The sequence below is a fragment of the Paenibacillus sp. D2_2 genome (assembly GCF_031199965.1).
In the GTDB taxonomy this organism is placed as follows: Bacteria; Bacillota; Bacilli; order Paenibacillales; family Paenibacillaceae; genus Fontibacillus.
The window spans coordinates 4,413,331-4,435,385 of sequence record NZ_CP133605.1 but is presented as its reverse complement, the minus strand read 5'-3'; the positions used below and the strand labels follow the sequence as shown (position 1 = coordinate 4,435,385).

Here is a 22,055-nt window from a genome sequence, read left to right as displayed (position 1 = left end):
GATAATGGGAGGTCATTCAACATGAAAAAGAAATGGTCAATTGCAATGGCAACAGTTCTCGCTTCAGTAATGCTACTCTCCGCTTGCTCCACGGGCAAAACGGACAATAGCAGCAGCAACTCTGCTTCTAATAAAGGAAATACCGAAAGCAAAGGGAAGGTTGATCTTACCTTCACCATTTGGGGAGATGTAAACAGTGGATCTGTCGAACAGACTCTGGCTGATGAATTCAATGCTTCCCATCCGAATATCAATGTTAAATTTTAGCCGGTACCTGGCGATGGTTATGGTACCAAGTTGACGACTTCGCTCGCAAGTGGTACTGCACCGGACGTATTCCTTGTTGGTGAAGGTGACTTCTACTCTTTTGTAGACAAAGGTGTAATTGAACCACTTGACGATTATATCGCGAAGGATCAATCTTTCGATTTAGGCATCTTTCAAAAGGATCTGGTCGATATGGGACGGATCAACGACAAGTTGTATTATTTACCAAAGGATTTCAATCCGTTGGCTCTGTGGTACAACAAACGTGTCTTTGATGAAGCCGGTATTGCTTATCCAAGCGATGACTGGACTTGGGACGATATGATTGCAACAGCGCAAAAACTGACTAAGCAAGAAAACGGCAAATATACTCAATTCGGTTTCAATGCAGGCACTTGGGAATACCCGATCTACACTTACCTGTGGGCGCACGATACCGACATTGCTAATGAAGATGGTACTAAAGCTGAAGGCTTCATGAATAGTGAAAAAACGGTAAGTGCTATGCAGAAGTACGTTGATATGTCTATAGGCGCGAACAGAGTGTCGCCGACTCCTCAAGATACACAAACGATGGGCGGAGACTCCTCCATGTTCATGACGGATAAATTGGCTATGATGGTTACTGGACGTTGGGTCAAATCCGATTTGGATAAATCCGATGTAGAGTACGGTTCTGCCTTGATTCCAAAAGGTCCGAACGGTGAACGTGCTGGCATTATCGCAGCTGCAGGCTGGGCTATGAACTCGAAATCGAAGCATAAAGAAGAAGCATATGAACTGATGAAATGGTTGTCCGGTACAGATGCTCAGAAGCTTCGTTCCAAAGACGGTCTAGTATTGCCTGCTACTACAGCTGAACTTGATCAAGTTAAAGCAACCGAAGAAAAAGATAAACCAGTCATTGAAATGATGAATTTTGCACAGAAACCTGTGACAATGCGTTCTAGTAACGGCCCAATCTTTAAAGATGCATTCACTCAAGCCTTGGAGAAAGTATTGCTTGGCAAGGCGGATGTGAAGGGCGCGCTTGATGAAGCGGCTAAAACTGTCGATTCCAAAATCAAGTAAAAAATTGCTGCGGGTGAAGCGCTGATTTCGGTGCTTCACCGCTTCTATCAAGGAGGTTGTCATGAATAACACCAAATCGGATCGAGCGGGATACTTGTATATTCTCCCTTGGCTGCTAGGACTGATTTTATTCACGCTTGGGCCGATGATTTTTTCACTAATATTATCCTTCAGTAAATGGGATGTAATCACCGGCGTTGAGTCCATTCAATTCGTAGGGCTGGATAACTTTAAAGCTATTTTCCACGACGACTTATTTTATCAATCGCTAAAAGTTACTTTTATTTTTGCATTAGTGTCAGTACCTTTATATCAGGTCGCTTCGCTTCTGATGGCTTTACTGCTCAATATGCGTACACGCGGAATGAAATTTTTCCGCCTTATTTATTTTATGCCATCCGTAATTCCAGCTGTTGCCACTTCGATGATGTGGGTGATGATCTTCAACCCGGAATACGGAATTCTGAATCAGGCGTTAAGCTGGTTCGGTATTCAAGGGCCGGCTTGGCTTCAGGATCCTAGTTATGCACTTGGCGCTCTGATCGTTATGGGGCTTTGGGGAGTCGGCAATACAATCATCATTTACTTGTCAGGTCTACAAGGGGTGCCAGAAGATCTTTACGAAGCAGGGGAACTTGATGGTGCTGGTGTATTCCGTCGTTTCTTCAGCATCACATTACCGATGATTACCCCAACTATATTTTTCAATCTGATCATGGGAATTATCGGTGGATTCCAATATTTCACCCAGGCATTCGTTATGACGAATGGCGGCCCGCTCAACTCGACCTTATTCTACAATCTCTATTTGTACAACAAGGCATTTAAAGAATTCGATATGGGTTATGCGTCTGCGCTCTCCTGGATTCTGTTCATGATAATTCTAGTATTTACGCTTCTGGTTATCCGCAGTTCGTCCTTCTGGGTGTACTACCAGGGCGATGATCGAGACTAAAGGAAGGGGGAGACCTACTATGCAAAAAACTCTAAAAAAAATGAATCCATCTCAGTGGCTCGCTCTTCTGATTCTCATTGTGGGCACCGCAATTGTACTTGTACCACTACTGTGGACGGTAACTACTTCGCTCAAAACACCGGCCGAAGTGTTCGGAAATTCCTTTTTCCCACGGAAATGGATATGGTCCAACTACTCGGATGCGGTAACTGCTATTCCGTTCTTTTTATTTCTGCGTAACACGGTAATTATTCTCATTCCGGTTATGATAGGAACTATTTTTACGGGGGCTCTTTGTGCCTATGGATTCGCGCGTTTCAATTTCCGCGGCAAACAAACTTTGTTCCTTATCCTGCTGGCTACGATGATGTTGCCGAGCCAGGTAACATTGATCCCGACCTTCTTGCTCTTCAAGCAAGTCGGCTTAACCAATTCATTCTTACCGTTGATATTGCCTGCATTTTTTGGTGGATTGGGCGGAGGAGCATTTAACATCTTCCTGATTCGTCAGTTTATGCGCGGTATTCCGCGTGAGCTGGATGAGTCAGCATTTGTGGATGGAGCGAACCGGTGGCATATTTTTACTCGGATTATAGCTCCGCTCTCAAAGGCTCCGCTTATTGCGGTTTCCATCTTCACCTTTATGGGGGTGTGGAATGACTTCCAAAGCCCGTTGATATATTTGAACTCTAATGATAAATATACGTTGGCACTTGGTTTGTCCATGTTCAAAGGGATGTATAACGTCGAGTGGAACATGTTGATGGCTGCGACAATTCTCATTATGCTGCCAGCATTAATTCTGTTCTTTATTGCGCAAAAATATTTCATCGAAGGCATTTCAATTTCTTCGGCTGTAAAAGGCTGATGCTACTGAATGCGTTCATGTTCTTATAGCGAGAGTTCAAAAGAGGACCTATTGTATACCTCATATAATGGAGGAGATGAAGATAGAGATGGCTGGAATCAACAGCAAACATCCATTCAACTTATATTATAACGGCGGAGAATACGTCAAAATCTGTGGTTCACAGGATGGCTATTTTCCTGATTTCGGTCATCACATAGCTAATGAAATGGGCGGAGTTTGGTTGCATCCGGTGAAACTGCTGGATGGCTTCTGGTTGAAGCTAACCGATACGAAGCGGAATATTTCTGTATGGTCTCGGGCTGACGGCTTTACAAGCGAGCCTTGGGGTAGTCGCTTCCAATACGACCATGGTCTCAGTTATATTCCTATAGCGATGGAACGTACACAGTTTGCGCCTGAGCAAGTTAAAGGTATGACTGCTGGCTATGATCTTCGTCATTATGGCGAAGGGGAACTTCATCTGAAGGTAGAACTGCTTGTGCGCACCGATCTGCGGGCGGTCTGGTTCTCAGATGAGGTAGGTGTCCGTAAGGGTGCCGGAGATCAAGCTACTGTGTTAAATCCACGTGAAGTGTTTGTTCGTGACCCTGAGAATGACTGGTTCGTTCAAGTCGGCACAGACCTGCCTGGGGAACAATTGGATGTCGGTTCCGAGCTGTATGGTCCAGAATTTACTGCCGGTGCGGGCTGCGGGATTGCCTTCAAAACTGAGCTGACGATCCCAGCGGGCGAGAGCTGCCACTTCAATCTGTTCGTTGCTGGTTCATATGTGTCCGCGGAAGAATGTGCGGATTCTTATCGTCACCTTGCTGCGAGTCATCAAGAACTGCTTGCTGAGAAGCAAGAGGTATACAACGCCGTGGCAGATCGGGCCAAGCTTACGATCGAAGGGGAAACGGACTGGAATAACGTCTTCAATTGGGCAAAATGGAATAATCAATGGCTGATCCAGAAGGTGGACGGGACCGGGCGTGCTCTGACTGCCGGCGGTCCAACATATCCTTGGTGGTTCGGCTGCGACAACACCTATTCCTTACAAGGTGTACTAGCGATTGGAGATCCGCAGCTTGCCAAGGATACGTTGAATCTGCTCTTGCAGAAGTCAGAGGAGGTTAACGGCAACGGGCGCTTTATTCATGAGGTGACGACGCTTGGCGCTGTATCCAACCCGGGCAATACGCAGGAGACTGCGCATTATATCGCCTTTGTCTGGGATCTATTCTGCTGGACTGGGGATGAGGAACTGCTTCGCCGTCATTATGCCTATTGCGTGAAAGGCATCGATTGGCTGTTGGAAGAGATGGACCCGGATCATGATCTGTTCCCTTCCGGTTATGGCATTATTGAAATCGCTGGTCTGAACATGGAACTGGTCGACAGCGCCGTCTATACGGCGAAAGCTTTACAAGCGATGGCGGAAATGAGCGCATATTTGCAGGACACTGTGGCTCATAGTAAATATAGCGATCTCGCGACGCGCAGCAGAGAAGCGATCAACCGCATATTCTGGCAAGAGAATGAAGGCTTGTATGCTGACGCGGTTGCACCAGCTAGCGATGTAGCACCGAAGGTTGATTACCTTGTCTCGCTGGCTGAAGGGCAGGGTATCACAGGTTATCGCGAGTATGTAGAAGGTCTGCTGGCTGACGCTAACAACAGTGGGAATGCTAATGCGGATCGTGGCTGGCTGCTGAACAAGAACTGGGTGATTGTGACCCCAATGGAAGCTGGGATTGCAGATCCTGATAAGGCACGTAGAGCGCTCGATAATATGCGAAATGATACTTTTATCGGTGATTACGGTACGTATTTGTCCGGAACATTCCAACAAGGCACGATGACAATCTCTACCGGGGTACATGCGGTAGCTGAGGCGGCTAACGGAAATGCGGATGCCGCGCTTGATCTTTTGAACCGGATGCGTCGTAGCTTCTCACGCGCTCTACCAGGTTCCTTCTCTGAGATGTCACCGGATTATGGTTGCGTTGTGCAGGCTTGGACGATCTACGCGTTGGCCGTACCGTTTGTCCGCCATTTCTTCGGAGTTGAACCGTTTGCGGCTCGCCAGGAATTGAAATTGCGTCCGCAGCTGCCTTCGGCTTGGAACGGTAAAGCATGCGCGCTGGAACGTTTGGTCATCGCTAATGCTGAATTTGATCTGTCTCTGAAAGAACAGGATGGACTCTTAACGGGTCAAATCCGCAATGATGCAGGCTGGACGGTAACAGTAGAATGGAATGGACAGACAATATCGAGCACAGAAAAACTCATTGAACTGAACATGTAAATGCCTTAACGATATAAATGATATAAATAGACAAGAGGAAATGGAGAGAGAACATGAAGCTGGAAGCAGTTATATTCGACCTGGACGGAGTCATTACCGATACAGCGGAATATCATTATGTAGCTTGGAAGCAGCTTGGCGAATCGATCGGGATTCCGTTCGAACGTGAATTTAACGAGACCTTGAAAGGTATCAGCCGCGGCGAATCGCTGGAGCGGATCTTACGACTGGGTGGCAAGGAGAATGATTATACGGAGGAGGAGAAGGCGGAGTTAGCCCGGCAGAAGAATGAACATTATGTCTCATTGCTGGTTAATCTTACTCCAGCTGACACTTATCCGGGTATCGTCTCATTGCTGACCGAGCTGAATGCTCAAGGCATTCCGGCCGTCATTGCTTCAGCGAGTAAGAACGCACCGCAAATATTGCGTTCGCTTGAGATTGACAACCTGTTCCGTTATGTCGTTCATCCAGATTCCGTGAAGCACGGCAAACCAGCACCAGACCTATTCCTACGCGGTGCCGAAGAGGTTGGAGCGATGCCAGAATACTGCGTTGGCATCGAGGACGCGACAGCTGGAGTCGAAGCAATCAAGGCAGCAGGAATGAAGGCAGTCGGCATCGGTGAAGCTGAAGCATTGAAGGCAGCAGGGGCTGATATTGTGCTCCCGAACACTTCGGGATTGAATGTAGAGCTGTTGAATTCTTTATTGTAGAAGAAGGAGACAGGATGAATCTGAATACTATTAGGTTGTGAATTCAGCCTAATTACAGTGGCTGAGGAGACCGAAAGCAACAGACAGTTCAGTGTTAAGTACATCTGAGCTGCCTGTTGCTTCGAAATCCTCAGCTTTTTGCTGTTTATAGGGCGATGTTAGATGTTGAATTAAAGAAAGGGTAGGGAATGGGCAAGAGAAATTCTGTGAGCTACAGCGATCGGAGAAACATTTTACCCGGCTGCCCTCATCCGTACTATAATAAGTTCAACTTCTACCTGCCAGGCGTAATTTGGATAAACTTCCGATAGAAGTGGCAATGGTTATTTACTCCCCAGCATGATAGGTTGGAGGGACGATATCATAATTAGTTCAACATACATAGATTAGACGAATCAGGAGGTATCGATTCCATTGAGTATAAGCATACGTGAGATATTGGAGCTGTTAACAGAGCCGGGTGGGGATCTGCCAGAGAATGGAGTAGACAGGCTCGAGTATGGGGATCTGAATGCAGCGGTGAAGGGAATTGCCACGGCCTTTAATGCCAGCCAGCATGTCATTGATAAAGCCAAGTCTCTTGGAGTCAATTTGCTGATTACTCATGAAGGTTTATATTATAGTCATTTTAAGCCGGGTGAGCAGATCGCAGGAACTGATGTAGTACGGGAGAAGATCAGAATGATCGAACAGAGTGGAATTGCGATATATCGAAATCATGATGGAATACATCGCTCCCAGCCCGATGGAATAACTTATGGCTTAGTACGGGAGTTGGGCTGGCTAGATGAACTGGAGGGTTATAGTTCCTATGCTGCGATCATCCGATTGCCGGGAATGACGGTTGCGGAAATGGCTGTTTATGTTAAGAGCAAGCTGGGCCTGGGACAAGTGCGCGTCGTCGGAGATAGTACGATGCCATGTGAGAGAATCGGTATTCTGGTCGGATACAGAGGCGGGGGAACCCGGCGATCCCACTATTTGAGCAGGAAAATCTTGATTTAATCATTTACGGAGAGGGTCCGGAATGGGAAACGCCGGAATACGTTAAAGATTCGCTCACTCAGAACAAACCGCGGGCGCTCCTGATCCTAGGACATGCGGAGAGTGAGGCACCGGGTATGAGATATTTGGCCGAATCGCTTCAGACGAAGCTGCCCGATATTCCAGTTCACTTTATTTCGGAGAAACCATTATTTCAAATTTTATAAAAGTAAAGAACCCTTAAATCTGCCATTTTGGCGGCGGATTCAAGGGTTCTTTTTGCTATGGAAATGATTTGTTCACTGCTTATTTTGATGCTTTGTATTTATCCAGGTATTCCTTCACCTTGGCTGGGTCAGCCGTCAACTCATTGCCGGTCTTAACGATCGGGCTAACGGTCGAGAAAGCCTTGATCTTCCTGTTGCTATAGAATTGCAGGAACTCATCCTGATTGATCGAGTAGAGCACTGCTTTTCTCAGATCATCACTCTTAGCTACATCGCGATTACTCGTATTGAACAGCAGGTAAGTTACTCCGTTACTCTCAATGCTTTGTAGCTTCAGCTTGCTGTCGCTCTCAACCGTATCGAACTTCGTCTCCGGCACGCCGTAGAGGAGGTGAATCTCACCGCTACGCAGTGCGGACAGAGCGCTATCGGTATCAGCAATGAAGCGTACCTTCACGGTTGAGATTTTCGGTTCGAATTCAGAACCTTTACGGTAACCAGGGTTTTTGTAGAAGATGCCTTCATAGTCATTTTTATAAGATAAAATATAAGGGCCGCTGGCATACAAAGTATTGTTGTATTTGCTTCCTTCTGTAACTGTGTTCTGATCCCCGTAAGGGATATCCTTATTAACGTCGAATTTCGCTACATCATAAGTATTGATGCTCTCTACTTGCTTCTTGGAGACGATCCCGGCAGACTGGTGCGCCAAGTAATTCAGCACTTGCGGGAAAGGCTCGGTCGTCGTCAACTTCACAACTTGATATTTGCCCGCTTTGCTGTCCGCTTGATTCTTGTCGGCTACGAGTTCTTTGATCTTCGTATCGAGGCCAGCTTCAAGGGCTTCTCTAACTGTACCGTTGCCCGAGGATTGCTTCACATTGTCCAGAGCGGACAGGTCAGTAACAGTCTCGATGGTTTTAATATGCTCATGAAGACTGTAAGTCCGGTGATCCGGTACCGAGTTCTTATCCTTGGCCCGATCGAGGGAGAAGATGACGTCATCCGCGCCTACACGTTCACCGGTGTCGACGGCCTTCTTGTTCTCGATTTTGGCAAAGTCAATATCGTCCCTAAGGATGAAATAATATTCCGTATTACCTTCTGCAATGCTGTGATTATAGGATAGAGAGCCATCGGACGTAATTTTGTCATCATCCGTCAGATTAATCAGGCGCACATACATATTCGTATTAAGCTGGTTAATCGAGCCGTCATTACCCTTGATCGGGTCTAAGGAAGTCAATACTGAAGCGGATTGCGTCAGAATAAGCGGCTCCTTGTTCCGTTTGGATGTATCGTTGAAATCAATCGTCTCCCAAGCCAGAGCGCGGGATTTGGAGAGTCGGACAGTATTTGGGTTGAGCACATCCTTGTTCACGGCCTGACTCTTCAGGGAAATGTAGAGTGGCGCAATATAAGCTTTGTCAAATACGAGACGTTGTTCCAATTGCTTGTAGGTTCCTGTGTATTGATCCGCTGTTTCAGTTGCTGCTTCATCGATCAGCTTGTCCAGTTCGGGATCAGAGATAATGCTGTAGTCTCCGCCAGTCTTAAATAGCGATCTGACCGCATAATCGGGATTCCCGGTAACAGTGGTCCAGCTGGAGATAGCGATATCGAAGTTCCCCGCATCCTCTTGTGCCTTGTAGCTGCCGTAGTCGGGCTGAATGTTCAGCTTCACATTGAAGCCGTTCTTCGTTAATTGGTCGCGAATAATATTAGTATCTGATTCATTAGAGCTCATGCTTAGCAATTCAATATCTACTGGCTTATTATCCTGAACCGTTGCCGTTCCAGAGTTATCTGGTTTACTTGCCACATCCGTCTTGGTTTTTACGGAGCAACCGCTCGCTACCAGCCCAAACGTAAGCAGTAGTGCAAGCAAAGAAGATTTTTTCATGAATAGTTCCCTCCTAAATTGTTGTTATATATATATTGATTCATTCTCCTAGGGCAAATGAGAGTCAAGACTCCGCATTGCTGATGAAAATGAAGGCCAACCTTAAATGAAAAAGAGTACATCCAGAGTAAATATAAGAAACTAGCTCAATTTAGGATCAAGTGCATCGCGAAGTCCGTCACCAAGAAAGTTAAAGGACAGGACAAGAGCTATGATGGCTAGTCCTGGGTAAATGGCTAAGTAAGAATTTGTCTCTAGATAAGTGCTGCCCAGCTTCAGAATATTTCCCCATTCCGGGATATGCGGCTCTACGCCGAGACCAAGGAAGCTGAGACTGCTAGTAGAGATCACGGCTGCGCCAATCGTCAGAGTAGCCTTAACAATCATCGGTGCGAGCGAGTTCGGAACAATATGCTTGAAGATGATCGCAGCATCTTTGGATCCGAAGGCTCGGGCAGCATCGACATATTCGAAGGTAGAGACAAGCAATACATTAGCCCGCATTGTTCTTGCATAAGTAGGAATGGAGCCCACGCTTAGCGCTAGAATCAGGTTTATGGTGTTGGCGCCGAATGCGGCAATAATCGCAATCGCCAGCAGAACACCGGGAATTGCATATAGAATATCTAGCAGCCGCATGATGATATTGTCGGTGTGGCGCCCATAATAGCCAGATACAGCTCCCAGAATGCCGCCGATAACAAGGGGAATCGCTGTAGAGATTAGTCCTACAATCAAGGAAGTACGTGCACCGAATATGATGCGCGAGAATAGACATCTGCCGAAATTGTCCGTACCAAGTGGATAAGCTAGACTCGGATGCTGCAATATGGCGCTATAGTTATTCTCTGTTGCCATCGCATAATCGAAGGTGAACAGGCTGCAGATCGAAATTGAGAACAAGAAAATGATAAAGAACAAACCGATCATTGCCGCTGTATTCCTCGTGATTTTCTCCCAAACATCCTCCCACTTTGCTGAGGTAGGTTTCCCTTGGCTACGAATCTTCAGCAATAAGTTGATGCCTAATAGTAGAGCAAATAGGTTACCGGTTACGGCGGTTAGAATCAGCAGATAAGCAATGATTGACATCCATGGAGCGATGGTCTGATGACCACGTACATATTTCGCCACAAGCAGCAATGCGATGAGATGAAATAGACTTATGATCAATAGAATGGACATCCCAGGTAAAAAGGTATCTGATACATATGGTTTGAACAGATTAAGCGCAGATACTGCAAACACAAAGATACCTGTAAGTAGTGAATATACAGCCAGGGCATACTCTGGGGTTCTGTGCTTCTTCACGAGATAAAAGCAGAAGTGACCGTGAACAGATTCCCTGTCACAATGCTAGCCAGCTGTATAAAGCCGAGTGCTCTAGTAAGGTTTCTGATCTCTCCATATAAGAGAATATCTCTCCTGATCAGCAGGGTGATGGCCGCTTGAATGATAGTGAACAGCGCATATGCGAGAAAAGCGGCAAAGATATAGGAATTAACAGCCTGTGCTGTGAAATTGTAGCTGTTCAGCAGCAGTAACAAGGATAAGGCAAGGGAGACAACCAAAGCGAAGACCGCTTTGCCGTACTCCTCAGAAGTTTTCAAGTTCGTCTTGATCATATATACACCTGCTTTAATATTGTTTCATTTTGGTTCGGATTCTTGGATCGAAAAAGGCATACAGTACATCGATAATGACGTTGATCAACGATATTGTGATTGCGGTATAGACAACTCCGCCCATAATGCTTGGGATATCGGGGATAAATTGCTTATCTACGATATAGCTCCCGATCCCGCTAATATTAAATACTTTCTCGGTGACCGCCGATCCGCCCAGCATACCGCCGAATTGCAAGCCGATGACGGTAATGATTGGGATCATGGCGTTGCGGACCGCATGTCTCCAGAGCACCTGACGTTTGCTAAGTCCTTTGGCCTTGGCTGTAATAATGTAATCCTCATTGATGACCTCCAGAGTGGAAGAACGGGTCATCCTGGCGACAGACGCGGTAAGTCCGGTCCCAAGCACGACCGTCGGCATGATCAGAGACAGCCAGTTCTGTGGATTGTAAGTCAGCCGGTAGCCAGTGCAGCTTGATCGAGAAGTTCAATATAAAGATCAGCCCCTGCCAGAAGCTTGGAATGGACAGGCCGATCAGGGCAATAAACATGAACGTATAATCCCAGAAGGAATTGCGCTTCATTGCTGAGATGATTCCTACCGGTATAGCGATGATCATGGACATGAGTAGTGAGATAATCGTCAGCGTGAAGGTGATCGGAAACTTTCTGGCGATTGTTGCAGTTACCTGCTCATTGCCGGAGAAGGATTTGCCGAGATCGAAGGTGGCAATCCCTTTGATGCTATTCCACAGCTGAGATAGATAAGATTGATCAAGTCCATAGATTCTATTAAAGTTGGCAATCTGTTCTTCCGTGGCCGTCTCACCAAGGATATTTGCTGCTGGATTCATCGGTGACAAGTGCAGAATCGTAAAGACGAGTACCGATACTCCTATAATGACGAGCAGACTCATGAGCAATCTCTCGAACACGTATTTCACATAAGGGCTGCTATAAAGAAAGATCAGCAGATACATGAAAATCCCAGGTATAAATGAGAGAAGCAGAAAAGCCCAGTTCTCGATACACGAGGCAAAAGTCTCGGCATAGCTTAATCTTTGCTGTCCACCAAGCAGCAGCTTGCGATTCGTGCTCTCGGTCAGCTTTTCCTGAAATCTGGCTTTAGCTATTTTGTTGGCCTCGCGTTCCGTTTGTTCTACGCTGACATTCTGTTTGAAGAACTGCTGTTTTCTTATCAATTGTTCTCGCGTCTCTTCTATTAGTTGCTCCATATATCCTGATTCGAGCAATTCTTGATGAGTCTCGTCTAGTGCGGTGTGATAGATGTCGTTCTTCCGGCGAGATAAGTAGAATAGTAGAACAGCGAGATTTACGGGTGCTCCTAGGATGAGTAAAAAGTATCTATAAGAAGGATTCCGCAACATTTTGGCATAGGTGTTACTTATGTATTGGATGAAATGCGATTCTCCTTTTTGCTCTTTGGTTGCTCTAGCAACTTCCACAACAGATCTCCTCCTGATGCATCAATTTGCATTATTCCGATGGATATAGTATATATTATGGTAGGTTGTTTTTTATGTCAACACTCGAATTGATAGATTTGAATATAATACATACTAGGCAGGTGTGATTAATGTGGAAACTATACTAGAAGTGAAAGAATTAACCGTTTCCTTTCAGACCCGTGAACAAGAAGTTGAAGCGGTTCGTGGTGTAAGCTTCGAAGTTAGAAAGGGAGAGACGCTGGGGATAGTAGGGGAATCTGGCAGCGGGAAGAGCGTAACGGCTCGTTCGATTATGCGTTTACTGCCTTCGCCGCCTTCATATATGAAAGCAGGAAAGATCACTTTTCTGGGTAAAGATCTGGCAACATATTCGGAGAAAGAGATGGAGAGTATCCGTGGAAGCGACATCGGCATGATCTTCCAAGATCCGATGACTTCGTTAAATCCGACCATCAAAATCGGGAAACAGATCTCTGAAAGTCTGATTAAGCATCAGCGTCTATCGAAGAAGGAAGCGAAGCAACAGGCTATTGAGATGCTTAAGTTGGTAGGAATCCGCAATAGCGAAGTTAGGTATAATCAATATCCGCATGAATTCTCCGGCGGGATGCGTCAACGTGTTATGATCGCGATTGCCCTCGCATGCCGTCCTGCCTTGTTGATTGCTGATGAACCAACAACGGCGCTTGACGTAACGATTCAGGCGCAAATTCTGAGTCTAATGAAGAATATCCAGGAGAAATTCGGTACCTCGATCATACTAATTACACATGATCTAGGGGTGGTCGCTGGGATGTGCGATCGGGTCATCGTGATGAAGGAAGGATCCATAGTAGAGAGTGGCACGACCGAAGAAATCTTCGAGAAGCCATCTCATCCGTATACCTTGAAGCTGTTAAATGCGCTGCCAAGGTTGGACGAGAAGAAGAAGGTGAAGCCATCGCCTCTTATTATGACGAACTCGGATAACGCGAGCCCACTGCTTGAGGTCAGATCGCTGAGACAGCATTTTGATCTGGGTAAAGGTAATATATTGAAGGCCGTTGATGATATCAGCTTCCATATCCGCGAAGGAGAGACGTTGGGGCTTGTCGGTGAGTCGGGCAGCGGCAAATCAACGACCGGGAGAGCGATTCTGCGTCTACATCAGCCAACAGGTGGAGAGGTGCTGTATCAGGGAATGGCAGTGAACCGTATGTCTACAGCGGAAATGAAGACGATGCGCCGTTACATGCAAATGATTTTCCAGGACCCGTATGCTTCACTGAATCCTCGCTACAAGGTGCTCGATATAATCGGAGAAGCGCTCGATGTTCATCGTCTTGTCGGTAGCCGGGAGGAGCGGAAGAAGCGGGTTGAGGAGCTGCTGGATATGGTTGGATTAGACCCATCCTTCGCCATGCGATATCCTCATGAGTTCTCGGGAGGACAAAGACAGAGGATTGGTATTGCCCGCGCGCTTGCGGTTGAGCCAAAGTTCATCGTCTGCGATGAGCCGCTCTCCGCGCTCGATGTATCGATTCAGTCCCAGGTCGTCAAGCTGTTGGAAGAGCTTCAGCAGCGGCTGGGTCTAACCTATCTGTTCATTGCGCATGATCTCTCCATGGTGAAGCATATCAGTGATCGTGTAGCTGTAATGTATATGGGCAAAATTGTAGAGTTGGCCGAAAGTGAGGAGCTTTATGCCAATCCGCAGCATGAATATACCAAGTCGTTATTCAATGCGATCCCGGTGCCCGATCCGAAGATTGAAGCGAAGAAGACAAGATCGGCGCTTCATGATTATTCCGAGGCGGATAAGTATCAGCTTGAGCAATCCAGATTGGTAGAGGTGTCTCAAGGACATTGGGTGGCCATGGCAGGGGCGTAATCAACGATTATTCCCCTTTTCCTCAGTATCTATTTTTTTCTTGCTATACCAAGTTGAATGTGCTATTATCTTCTTTGTCAGGTTTTTTATTTCGGGACGTAGCTCAGCTTGGTAGAGCACCTGGTTTGGGACCAGGGGGTCGCATGTTCAAATCGTGTCGTCCCGATCAAGAACAGTCATTTGCGAATGGCTGTTTTTTTGTGTTTTTAGAAGATGGTACAGCATGAAAACACCGTATATTTCCTGATTCTATCGGTCACAATATAAGTGCATGTTCAAAAAGGTCGATAGAAGGGGATTATTGTGAATATATTTCGTACAAAAAAGCAATGGAGAAGACGCTGGAAAAGATGGAGACGTGCGATTTGGACCTTTAGTGCTTGTGCTCTGGTTGCAGTAATGGCATGGATGGGATTGCAGCTGTCGGGTCAGCTTGAGAAGCTGATGACAGGTAAGCCGCTCGCGCTTGAGACACTTGGCAAGCTTCGTAGCTATACTGAAGAACAGTCTGGACAGCCGTCTGCTGATTGGTTGAAGGGACTCCAGGATCGGAAGCGGGCACGTATCGTCCATTTAAATAAAATATATACCTGTGGTGAAGAACGCTCTGTACTTGGCATTATGGATGCGAATGAAATCGAAACGTTGGCCAAAGAGCATCCGAAGTGGACAGGTCGTGTGGATTCACTCGGTGAAGTCTGGCTTGAAGAGCATATCTTCGGATTATCCGAGGAGTGTCAGCGTTCTGGGTATATGGGCATCGATAAGGAAGGGAATTTGAGCTTGTTCGAAGGACCACCTAAGGAGGAGAAGGTACTACGTACTTTTTTTCAATTAGATGTAGAGACGATGGAGAGTGTGCTACCAGAGGATGTAGTGAGACAATTGCAGCAAGGAATCCGGGTGCAGGATGTTGATGAATACAACAGTGTACTATCAACCTTCAGTGATTTTGCGGTTGATATATCGCAGGAAGCGCTAAAGCAGCATAAATAATAGCAATTCCCAAAGTCGGGAGCTATTCCATAACTGGAATAGCTCTTTTTGTTATTCTCGCAAACTTTTTCCGCAAGCGTAGAAATCTTTTGTTATAATGAATTGAATACATATGTTCGCTTATCGGACATGCGTTCTTCCCGGATCGGGGAAGCGAAATGATGCTAGGTTACTAGTGGATTTCTTAATATAATGGCTTAAAACCTGAGTTCAAAAGGTCCATTTTTCAGTGGATATTAGGGAGAGATTGTATTTGCGAATATTGGGGATAGACCCGGGAATTGCGATTGTCGGGTTTGGATTTATCGATAAGGAGGGCAGCAAATGTACACCGGTACAGTATGGGTGCATTGAGACGAAAGCTCATACGCCGGAGGAAGATAGGCTGCTCTATGTATATGAAGGAATGGTTCAGTTAATTGAGAAATATAAACCTGATGCGGTTGCACTCGAGAAGCTGTTCTTCAACCGCAACGTAACGACGGCGATGACGGTCGCACAAGCGAGGGGTGTGCTTGTGCTTGCAGCGGTCCAGAAGGGGCTGCCGGTAGCGGAATATACGCCAATGCAGGTCAAGCAGGCCATTGTCGGATACGGAAAGGCAGAGAAGCGCCAGGTCCAGGAGATGACCAGAATGTTCTTGAAACTGAAGGCCATTCCGAAGCCGGATGACGTTGCCGACGCATTGGCGGTTGCGATTTGCCACGCGCATTCATACACTTTAAATTCCAAGTTAAATGAGGTATTGAGGTCATGATCGATTTTTTACGAGGCCAGGTTGCTTATGTAGAAACGGAATATGTTGTGCTTGACGTACAGGGCGTGGGTTACCGCGTGTTCTGTCCTAATCCGTACGTGTTCCCAGCCAAAGGGCAGGATACGATTACGGTGTTTACACATCATCATGTTAGGGAGGATGCCCAGCTATTGTTCGGATTCCCGACCCGGGAGGAGCTACGGTTGTTCCGTAAGCTGATCGAGGTATCGGGAATCGGTCCGCGCGTAGCGCTCGGTATTCTAAGCGGCGGCAATCCGGATGGTGTGATTGCGGCGATTCATAACGAGAACATCGCTTTCTTGACCAAGCTACCGGGAATCGGCAAGAAGACAGCGCAGCGAATGATTTTGGATCTCAAGGATAAGCTTGAAGGTCTGGGCGGGGCGACTCTGTTCAATCCCATCTCGGCGGATGTGTCTGAGCTGGATGATGTCAATGTCACACCTGGCTGGCCAGAGGCTAGAGAAGCTCTGAAGGCGTTGGGCTATACGGATACGGAGCTTGACCGTGTGTGGGCGAAATTGAAGGATCAATTGAAGCCGGATGATGAGGTTGATACGTTAATGAAGAAAGCCCTCAAGCTGCTATATGCAGGTTAATAGTGTGACTGATAGAAGGAGAGTGGGAGAGCGATGGAGGATCGAATCATTTCCGCGAATTTAATGATGGAAGATCAAGTGGAGGAGCTGAGCCTTCGGCCCCGCTACTTGTCTGAATATATTGGACAGAATCAGATCAAAGAGAATTTGAAGATTTATATTGAAGCGGCCAAAATGCGCAAAGAGGCGTTAGATCATGTGCTATTGTATGGCCCGCCAGGACTCGGGAAGACGACATTAGCTAACATTATTGCCAATGAACTTGGCGTGAACCTTCGTACGACCTCAGGGCCGGCGATTGAGCGACCTGGGGATTTGGCGGCCTTGCTGACCAATCTGCAAGAGGGCGATGTCCTGTTCATCGACGAGATTCATCGTCTGCATCGGACTGTCGAAGAGGTACTGTATCCAGCGATGGAGGATTCCGCGCTGGATATTATGATTGGCAAGGGACCAAGTGCACGCTCCGTACGACTTGACTTGCCTCCTTTTACTTTGGTAGGGGCAACGACTCGGGCTGGACTGTTATCTGCACCGCTCAGAGACCGGTTCGGTATCGTTAGTCGACTCGAGTTCTATACCATGGAAGAGCTGAGCTATATCGTATCTCGTGGTGCGGATATCTTCGGCGTACAGATCATTGGTGATGCGGCTGACGAGATTGCGCTTCGCTCGCGAGGGACGCCAAGAATTTCCAATCGCCTGCTGAAGCGAGTGCGTGATTATGCCCAGGTTCGCGGCGATGGGATGATTACGGAAGCGATCGCCGGAGAAGCATTGCAGATGCTGCAGGTGGATCCGAAGGGACTGGATATGATCGACCATAAGATGCTGAATTCGATGATTACTGCTTTTCGGGGCGGTCCTGTTGGACTGGATACGATCGCAGCTACAATCGGCGAAGAGAGCCAGACCATCGAGGATGTCTACGAGCCTTATCTATTGCAGATTGGTTATTTGCAGCGGACACCACGTGGAAGAGTTGTGACAGCTGCTGCTTACAATCACTTGGGAATCCCTTATCCAGAGGATAGGGCCTAAAGGACAATTAACAAGATTATTATTTTAATTTATACCATATGACAACATGAAGGAGGAGCGAGAGTGAAAGCGAAGAAAACAACATTTAAGCTGCGAAATTGGGGAAGGGGGATATTAGCGGGATTTTTGCTGGCAGGTGCATTACAGCTTCCGGTGTCGGCGCCCGTATCTGCTGATGATTGGTCGGGGACCACGTACGCGTTGCGATGTTCCTGGATCTTGGCAGTACCTATAAGTTAACTGTACCCGCAGTGACCTTGAATCCCAGCTCCGCTATGGATCTGGTGCTTCAGTCTGCTGTTGGTGGTAATAATACATTGCTTACGTTGGCTTCGGGCCAATCTGTGCGATTCAGCGCAGGAAGCTATAAGATAAAAGCGGCGGAGAGCTCTGATTGGAAGTCGATTGCTGCGGCTGTTAAGAAGCTGCAAGGTACGGCAGATCGCCCTGTTGCCTTTGCTGTAGAGCAGTCCGGTGGAACAGTTTATCAGATTTATACAGGGCCATATGCAAGCGCGGCAGAAGCTCAGAAAGCGGTAAGCAGAGTTTCTGGCAGTCTGTCTGGGGTCATAAGTGGACAGAAACCTGTAGTCAAAGGTAGCTTCTATTATTCCGCTGGATCTCTTGGTAGTAAGTCAGAAGCTGAGTCATTACGTAAGGCTACGGCTGCCGCGGGTGTGGATGCTTATCTCGTCCTGATCGGACCGCAACAGTATACGGTATGGGCAGGCGGAGCGGCAAGTCAGGCTGATCTGAAGGCACTTCAAGGTTCTTTGCCTCAGGCATCCTGGTCACAGATTGATGATTCTCAGCCAGGAGTGATCGTTAATCAGGACGTAACTCTCAATCTTAATTCGCCTTCCCCAGTTGATCATTATGAACTGAAGGGGAACGATAGTAAGCTTCTCGTTGACGGAGATGATTCTTATACAACTCAAGTCGTGGAAAGATCAGGTCGCAACTATCGGGGCGATTTTGAGATTAGCCTACTTAACGGGCAACTTGCTCTGGTTAATGAGCTTCCGCTTGAGAAATATTTGTATTCAGTCGTTTCCGGTGAAGTTCCGGCATCCTGGCCTCAGGAATCCTTGAAGGCACAGGCAGTTGCTGCTCGTAGTTACGCGCTTTATTCAGCTTCGACCGACCGCTTCAAAGTTGCCGGACTTATAGATACAACCCTGAGTCAAGTATATAACGGCGTGGATAACGAGAAGGACAGCATCATACAGGCTGTGGACAGCACAGCTGGTGAAGTCATCAAGTCTAATGGCAAAATTGTCGAAGCTATATTTTCATCCAATAGCGGTGGCGTCTCGGCTGATTCTTCCGAGGTATGGAGCAGTGTGAATCCGACGTTCTCAAGCGTGAACAGTGAATGGGACAAGGCGGCGCAGGCTGCGTTGAAATCATGGTACTATGTTCTGCTTCCTAATGGTAAGACCGGATATGTCCGTGAGGATAATACGGAATTGACTGGTGGAACTACGGCCGCTGGTTTGAAGAAGCTGGGGGTAACGACCAGTTCCGTTGCTGTTCGCCCGCTGCCACAGATTCAATCCGACGTTGATCCTGTAGCTAAGCTGAATCCTGGCGATGAGGTTATCGTGCTCGATAAAGTTGATGAATCCAGCACTTATGCATGGGTTCGCGGCCCATTTACGTCAGATCAGTTAGTGAAATCCCTAAGTGGTAAAACCTCGACGCCGGCTCCGTCGTCGATTTATAATATGGAGGTTACGCAAAGAGGTCCTTCGGGTCGGGTCTTGGAGATCAAGGCGAACGGGCAGATCCTCGATGTGAAGTACCCGGATGCTTACCGAACAGCATTAGGCAGCTTGCCAAGCACACTGTTTGATATTAAGGCAACAGGAAGGTATACTGTACTGGGTACTTCAGGAGCAACTACGAGTGGTACTGCAGCGTCTGGTACACCTGTTCTAACAGCTTCCGGTCAGAAGACCTGGAGCGGCGGCAATATGGTCGTTATGGATGGAAACGGGGTTGCCCGTGTGGTTGATCAATCTAATCAGTTCCTCTTTGTAGGTCGTGGCAACGGACATGGTCTTGGACTATCCCAGTGGGGAGCCAAGGGAATGGCGGATGCCGGGTATGATTACCAGGAAATTTTGCAACACTACTATCAAAATGTAACTATCGTTAAGGAATGAACATGATATGGATATAAATATGTACGATTTTGAGCTTCCTGAAGAACTGATCGCTCAGACCCCACTAGCGGAGCGGAGCTCTTCGCGTTTATTGACGTTAAATAAGCGTAGCGGAAGCATTGAGCATCATCATTTCTCGGAGATTATTGAATATTTACAGCCCGGAGATACACTCGTATTGAATGATACAAGAGTGCTTCCGGCTCGTCTGTTCGGTGTCAAAGAAGATACAGGCGCCAAGGCGGAAGTACTATTGCTCAAAAATTTGGGCAATGACAGCTGGGAAGCGTTAGTAAAACCTGGCAAGAAACTGAAGACCGGATCAGTCATTGTCTTCAGTGATGAATTGAAGGCGGTTATTGAATCCGAAGGAGAGATGGGTGGCAGAGTGCTGCGCTTCTCTTACCAAGGAATTTTTAATGAAATACTCGATCGACTGGGACAGATGCCGCTGCCTCCTTATATCAAAGAAAGACTCGATGATCAGGAGCGTTATCAGACGGTCTATTCCAAGCACGAAGGATCTGCGGCAGCACCGACAGCAGGATTACATTTCACGGAGGAACTGCTTGAGCAGATTCGCAATAAAGGTGTAGACGTCGGTTTTGTTACACTGCATGTTGGGCTTGGTACTTTCCGTCCGGTATCTGTTGATCGTATAGAAGACCATGTGATGCATGAAGAATACTATGTACTGCCGCAGGAGACGGCTGACCTGCTGAACGATACGAAGCAGCGGGGCGGGAGAGTCGTTGCTGTAGGTACGACTTCCGCGCGGACGCTAGAGACTGTGGCACAGAAGTGCGGAGATGGTCCGATCGTGAAGAGTAGCGGCTGGACGGGGATCTTTATCTATCCTGGATATACGTATAAGCTGGTCGATGCTTTAATAACTAACTTCCATTTGCCGAAATCTACACTGGTGATGTTAGTTAGTGCATTAGCGGGGCGTGAGAATATATTGAATGCTTATCGGGAAGCGATTGAGCAGAAATATCGGTTTTTCAGCTTTGGCGATGCGATGTTTATTTATTAGGCTTACTAGGAATGAGGGAATAAAGTGACAGCTGCAATTACTTATGAACATATCAAAACTTGTAAACAATCTGGGGCAAGGCTCGGGATCGTGCATACTCCGCATGGGAGTTTCGAGACCCCGATCTTTATGCCAGTAGGCACCTTGGCCACAGTCAAGACGATGAGTCCGGAAGAATTGAAAGAGATGGAAGCAAAAATTATTCTCAGTAACACCTACCATCTGTTCCTGCGTCCGGGTCATGAGATTGTCCGCGAAGCTGGCGGTCTTCATAAATTCATGAACTGGGATCGGGCGATTTTGACCGACAGCGGCGGATTTCAGGTGTTCTCTCTGAGTGAGATGCGAAAGATCTCTGAGGAGGGTGTTCATTTCCGCTCCCATCTGAATGGTGACAAGCTGTTCATATCACCGGAAGTTGCCATGGAGATTCAGAATGCGCTCGGCTCGGATATTATGATGGCTTTTGATGAATGTGCCCCTTATCCTGCAGAGTATGATTATGTGAAGAAGTCCATGGAACGGACAACAAGATGGGCAGAGCGCTGTCTGAAGAGCCATGCTCGTCCGCATGATCAAGGACTATTTGCGATCGTGCAGGGGGAATGTATGAAGACCTGCGTAAGCAGAGTGCGAGGGATTTGACTTCCCTTGATTTCCCGGGGTATGCTATTGGTGGACTGAGTGTAGGCGAACCTAAACATCTCATGTATGAGGTTCTGGATTACACGGTTCCTCTCTTGCCAACAGACAAGCCTCGTTACCTGATGGGCGTGGGGTCTCCGGATGCTCTGATCGAGGGAGCGATTCGCGGTGTCGATATGTTCGACTGTGTACTGCCGACCCGGATTGCCCGCAATGGAACGACGATGACAAGCCAGGGAAGACTGGTTGTTCGTAACGCCCAGTATGCCAGAGATTTTGGACCATTGGATCCTGAATGTGACTGCTATACATGCCGGAACTACTCCAGGGCTTATCTGCGTCACTTGATTAAGAGTGATGAGACATTTGGATTGCGGTTAACTACATATCACAATCTGCATTTTCTGCTTAATCTGATGAAGAAAGTGCGGCAGGCGATTATGGACGATAGACTGCTGGATTTCAGGGACGAGTTCTTCGAACAGTATGGTTTGTTTGGCAATGACAAAGGATTTTAAATTATTTAGGAGATAAATGGAAGGAG

General features: G+C 47.1%; 15 protein-coding genes, 1 tRNA gene and 4 pseudogenes. 17 read left to right on the top strand and 3 right to left on the bottom strand.

What is annotated here, in order from left to right; translation table 11 throughout:
- The first annotated feature begins 21 nt into the window (after positions 1–21).
- The 7 genes and pseudogenes from RE628_RS22645 to RE628_RS22615 all read left to right on the top strand — a co-directional run bounded on the left by RE628_RS22645 (position 22) and on the right by RE628_RS22615 (position 7,172).
- The gene (locus RE628_RS22645) at positions 22–267 is read left to right on the top strand and encodes a hypothetical protein (RefSeq protein WP_309155219.1); all 246 of its coding nucleotides are present in this window, start codon (positions 22–24) and stop codon (positions 265–267) included.
- Positions 268–282: 15 nt separating this feature from the next.
- Positions 283–1,338: pseudogene (locus RE628_RS22640) on the top strand (ABC transporter substrate-binding protein); the annotation flags it as partial.
- Between the two features lie 61 nt (positions 1,339–1,399).
- Positions 1,400–2,293 (top strand): carbohydrate ABC transporter permease, encoded by an 894-nt coding sequence (locus RE628_RS22635; protein ID WP_309155218.1) that lies wholly within the window; start codon positions 1,400–1,402, stop codon positions 2,291–2,293.
- A gap of 19 nt (positions 2,294–2,312) precedes the next feature.
- Complete coding sequence (locus tag RE628_RS22630; protein ID WP_309155217.1) at positions 2,313–3,161, top strand: carbohydrate ABC transporter permease; 849 nt, start codon at positions 2,313–2,315, stop codon at positions 3,159–3,161.
- A gap of 76 nt (positions 3,162–3,237) precedes the next feature.
- Positions 3,238–5,451, top strand: a complete 2,214-nt coding sequence (locus RE628_RS22625; RefSeq protein WP_309155216.1) for an alpha-L-rhamnosidase-related protein — start codon at positions 3,238–3,240, stop codon at positions 5,449–5,451.
- Positions 5,452–5,504: 53 nt separating this feature from the next.
- The gene (pgmB, locus tag RE628_RS22620; protein ID WP_309155215.1) at positions 5,505–6,167 is read left to right on the top strand and encodes a beta-phosphoglucomutase; all 663 of its coding nucleotides are present in this window, start codon (positions 5,505–5,507) and stop codon (positions 6,165–6,167) included.
- A 414-nt stretch (positions 6,168–6,581) separates the two neighbouring features.
- Positions 6,582–7,172, top strand: coding sequence for a Nif3-like dinuclear metal center hexameric protein (locus RE628_RS22615; RefSeq protein WP_309155214.1), 591 nt, complete (start codon positions 6,582–6,584; stop codon positions 7,170–7,172).
- 285 nt (positions 7,173–7,457) lie between these two features.
- Here RE628_RS22615 and RE628_RS22610 read toward each other — a convergent pair whose 3' ends face one another.
- The 3 genes and pseudogenes from RE628_RS22610 to RE628_RS22600 all read right to left on the bottom strand — a co-directional run bounded on the left by RE628_RS22610 (position 7,458) and on the right by RE628_RS22600 (position 12,297).
- Positions 7,458–9,281 carry an ABC transporter substrate-binding protein gene (locus RE628_RS22610; RefSeq protein ID WP_309155213.1) on the bottom strand — a complete coding sequence of 608 codons (1,824 nt, stop codon included), beginning with the start codon at positions 9,279–9,281 and terminating at the stop codon, positions 7,458–7,460.
- A 141-nt stretch (positions 9,282–9,422) separates the two neighbouring features.
- Positions 9,423–10,906 (bottom strand): annotated as a pseudogene (locus RE628_RS22605) (ABC transporter permease).
- 13 nt (positions 10,907–10,919) lie between these two features.
- A pseudogene (locus RE628_RS22600) lies at positions 10,920–12,297 on the bottom strand (ABC transporter permease).
- Between the two features lie 211 nt (positions 12,298–12,508).
- Between RE628_RS22600 and RE628_RS22595 the strand changes: the two are divergent.
- The 10 genes and pseudogenes from RE628_RS22595 to tgt all read left to right on the top strand — a co-directional run bounded on the left by RE628_RS22595 (position 12,509) and on the right by tgt (position 22,029).
- Positions 12,509–14,248, top strand: a complete 1,740-nt coding sequence (locus RE628_RS22595; protein ID WP_309155211.1) for an ABC transporter ATP-binding protein — start codon at positions 12,509–12,511, stop codon at positions 14,246–14,248.
- 92 nt (positions 14,249–14,340) lie between these two features.
- Positions 14,341–14,414: transfer RNA gene (locus RE628_RS22590), tRNA-Pro, on the top strand.
- Positions 14,415–14,551: 137 nt separating this feature from the next.
- Positions 14,552–15,244, top strand: coding sequence for a BofC C-terminal domain-containing protein (locus RE628_RS22585; protein WP_309155209.1), 693 nt, complete (start codon positions 14,552–14,554; stop codon positions 15,242–15,244).
- Positions 15,245–15,497: 253 nt separating this feature from the next.
- Positions 15,498–16,001: a crossover junction endodeoxyribonuclease RuvC gene (gene ruvC, locus RE628_RS22580; protein ID WP_309155207.1), complete on the top strand. Its 504-nt coding sequence runs from the start codon at positions 15,498–15,500 to the stop codon at positions 15,999–16,001.
- Positions 15,998–16,621, top strand: coding sequence for a Holliday junction branch migration protein RuvA (ruvA, locus tag RE628_RS22575; RefSeq protein WP_309155205.1), 624 nt, complete (start codon positions 15,998–16,000; stop codon positions 16,619–16,621). The genes ruvC and ruvA overlap by 4 nt, the downstream gene beginning before the upstream one ends.
- A 33-nt stretch (positions 16,622–16,654) precedes the next feature.
- Entirely contained in the window at positions 16,655–17,662 is a 1,008-nt protein-coding gene (gene ruvB, locus RE628_RS22570) for a Holliday junction branch migration DNA helicase RuvB (protein WP_309155202.1), read from the top strand.
- A 63-nt stretch (positions 17,663–17,725) separates the two neighbouring features.
- Positions 17,726–17,902 carry a hypothetical protein gene (locus RE628_RS22565; protein WP_309155199.1) on the top strand — a complete coding sequence of 59 codons (177 nt, stop codon included), beginning with the start codon at positions 17,726–17,728 and terminating at the stop codon, positions 17,900–17,902.
- Positions 17,903–17,937: 35 nt separating this feature from the next.
- Positions 17,938–19,830 carry a SpoIID/LytB domain-containing protein gene (locus tag RE628_RS22560; protein ID WP_309155197.1) on the top strand — a complete coding sequence of 631 codons (1,893 nt, stop codon included), beginning with the start codon at positions 17,938–17,940 and terminating at the stop codon, positions 19,828–19,830.
- A 7-nt stretch (positions 19,831–19,837) separates the two neighbouring features.
- Complete coding sequence (gene queA / locus RE628_RS22555) at positions 19,838–20,866, top strand: tRNA preQ1(34) S-adenosylmethionine ribosyltransferase-isomerase QueA (protein WP_309155194.1); 1,029 nt, start codon at positions 19,838–19,840, stop codon at positions 20,864–20,866.
- 24 nt (positions 20,867–20,890) lie between these two features.
- Positions 20,891–22,029 (top strand): annotated as a pseudogene (gene tgt, locus RE628_RS22550) (tRNA guanosine(34) transglycosylase Tgt).
- Positions 22,030–22,055: the final 26 nt, after the last annotated feature.

Bases quoted from the DNA above. Each gene is read 5' to 3' on its own strand.
- RE628_RS22635 (WP_309155218.1), top strand. From the start codon at position 1,400: ATGAATAACACCAAATCGGATCGAGCGGGATACTTGTATATTCTCCCT.
- ruvA (WP_309155205.1), top strand. From the start codon at position 15,998: ATGATCGATTTTTTACGAGGCCAGGTTGCTTATGTAGAAACGGAATAT.
- RE628_RS22560 (WP_309155197.1), top strand. From the start codon at position 17,938: ATGGATCTGGTGCTTCAGTCTGCTGTTGGTGGTAATAATACATTGCTT.
- pgmB (WP_309155215.1), top strand. From the start codon at position 5,505: ATGAAGCTGGAAGCAGTTATATTCGACCTGGACGGAGTCATTACCGAT.
- queA (WP_309155194.1), top strand. From the start codon at position 19,838: ATGGATATAAATATGTACGATTTTGAGCTTCCTGAAGAACTGATCGCT.
- RE628_RS22610 (WP_309155213.1), bottom strand. From the start codon at position 9,281: ATGAAAAAATCTTCTTTGCTTGCACTACTGCTTACGTTTGGGCTGGTA.
- ruvB (WP_309155202.1), top strand. From the start codon at position 16,655: ATGGAGGATCGAATCATTTCCGCGAATTTAATGATGGAAGATCAAGTG.
- RE628_RS22625 (WP_309155216.1), top strand. From the start codon at position 3,238: ATGAAGATAGAGATGGCTGGAATCAACAGCAAACATCCATTCAACTTA.
- RE628_RS22645 (WP_309155219.1), top strand. From the start codon at position 22: ATGAAAAAGAAATGGTCAATTGCAATGGCAACAGTTCTCGCTTCAGTA.
- RE628_RS22630 (WP_309155217.1), top strand. From the start codon at position 2,313: ATGCAAAAAACTCTAAAAAAAATGAATCCATCTCAGTGGCTCGCTCTT.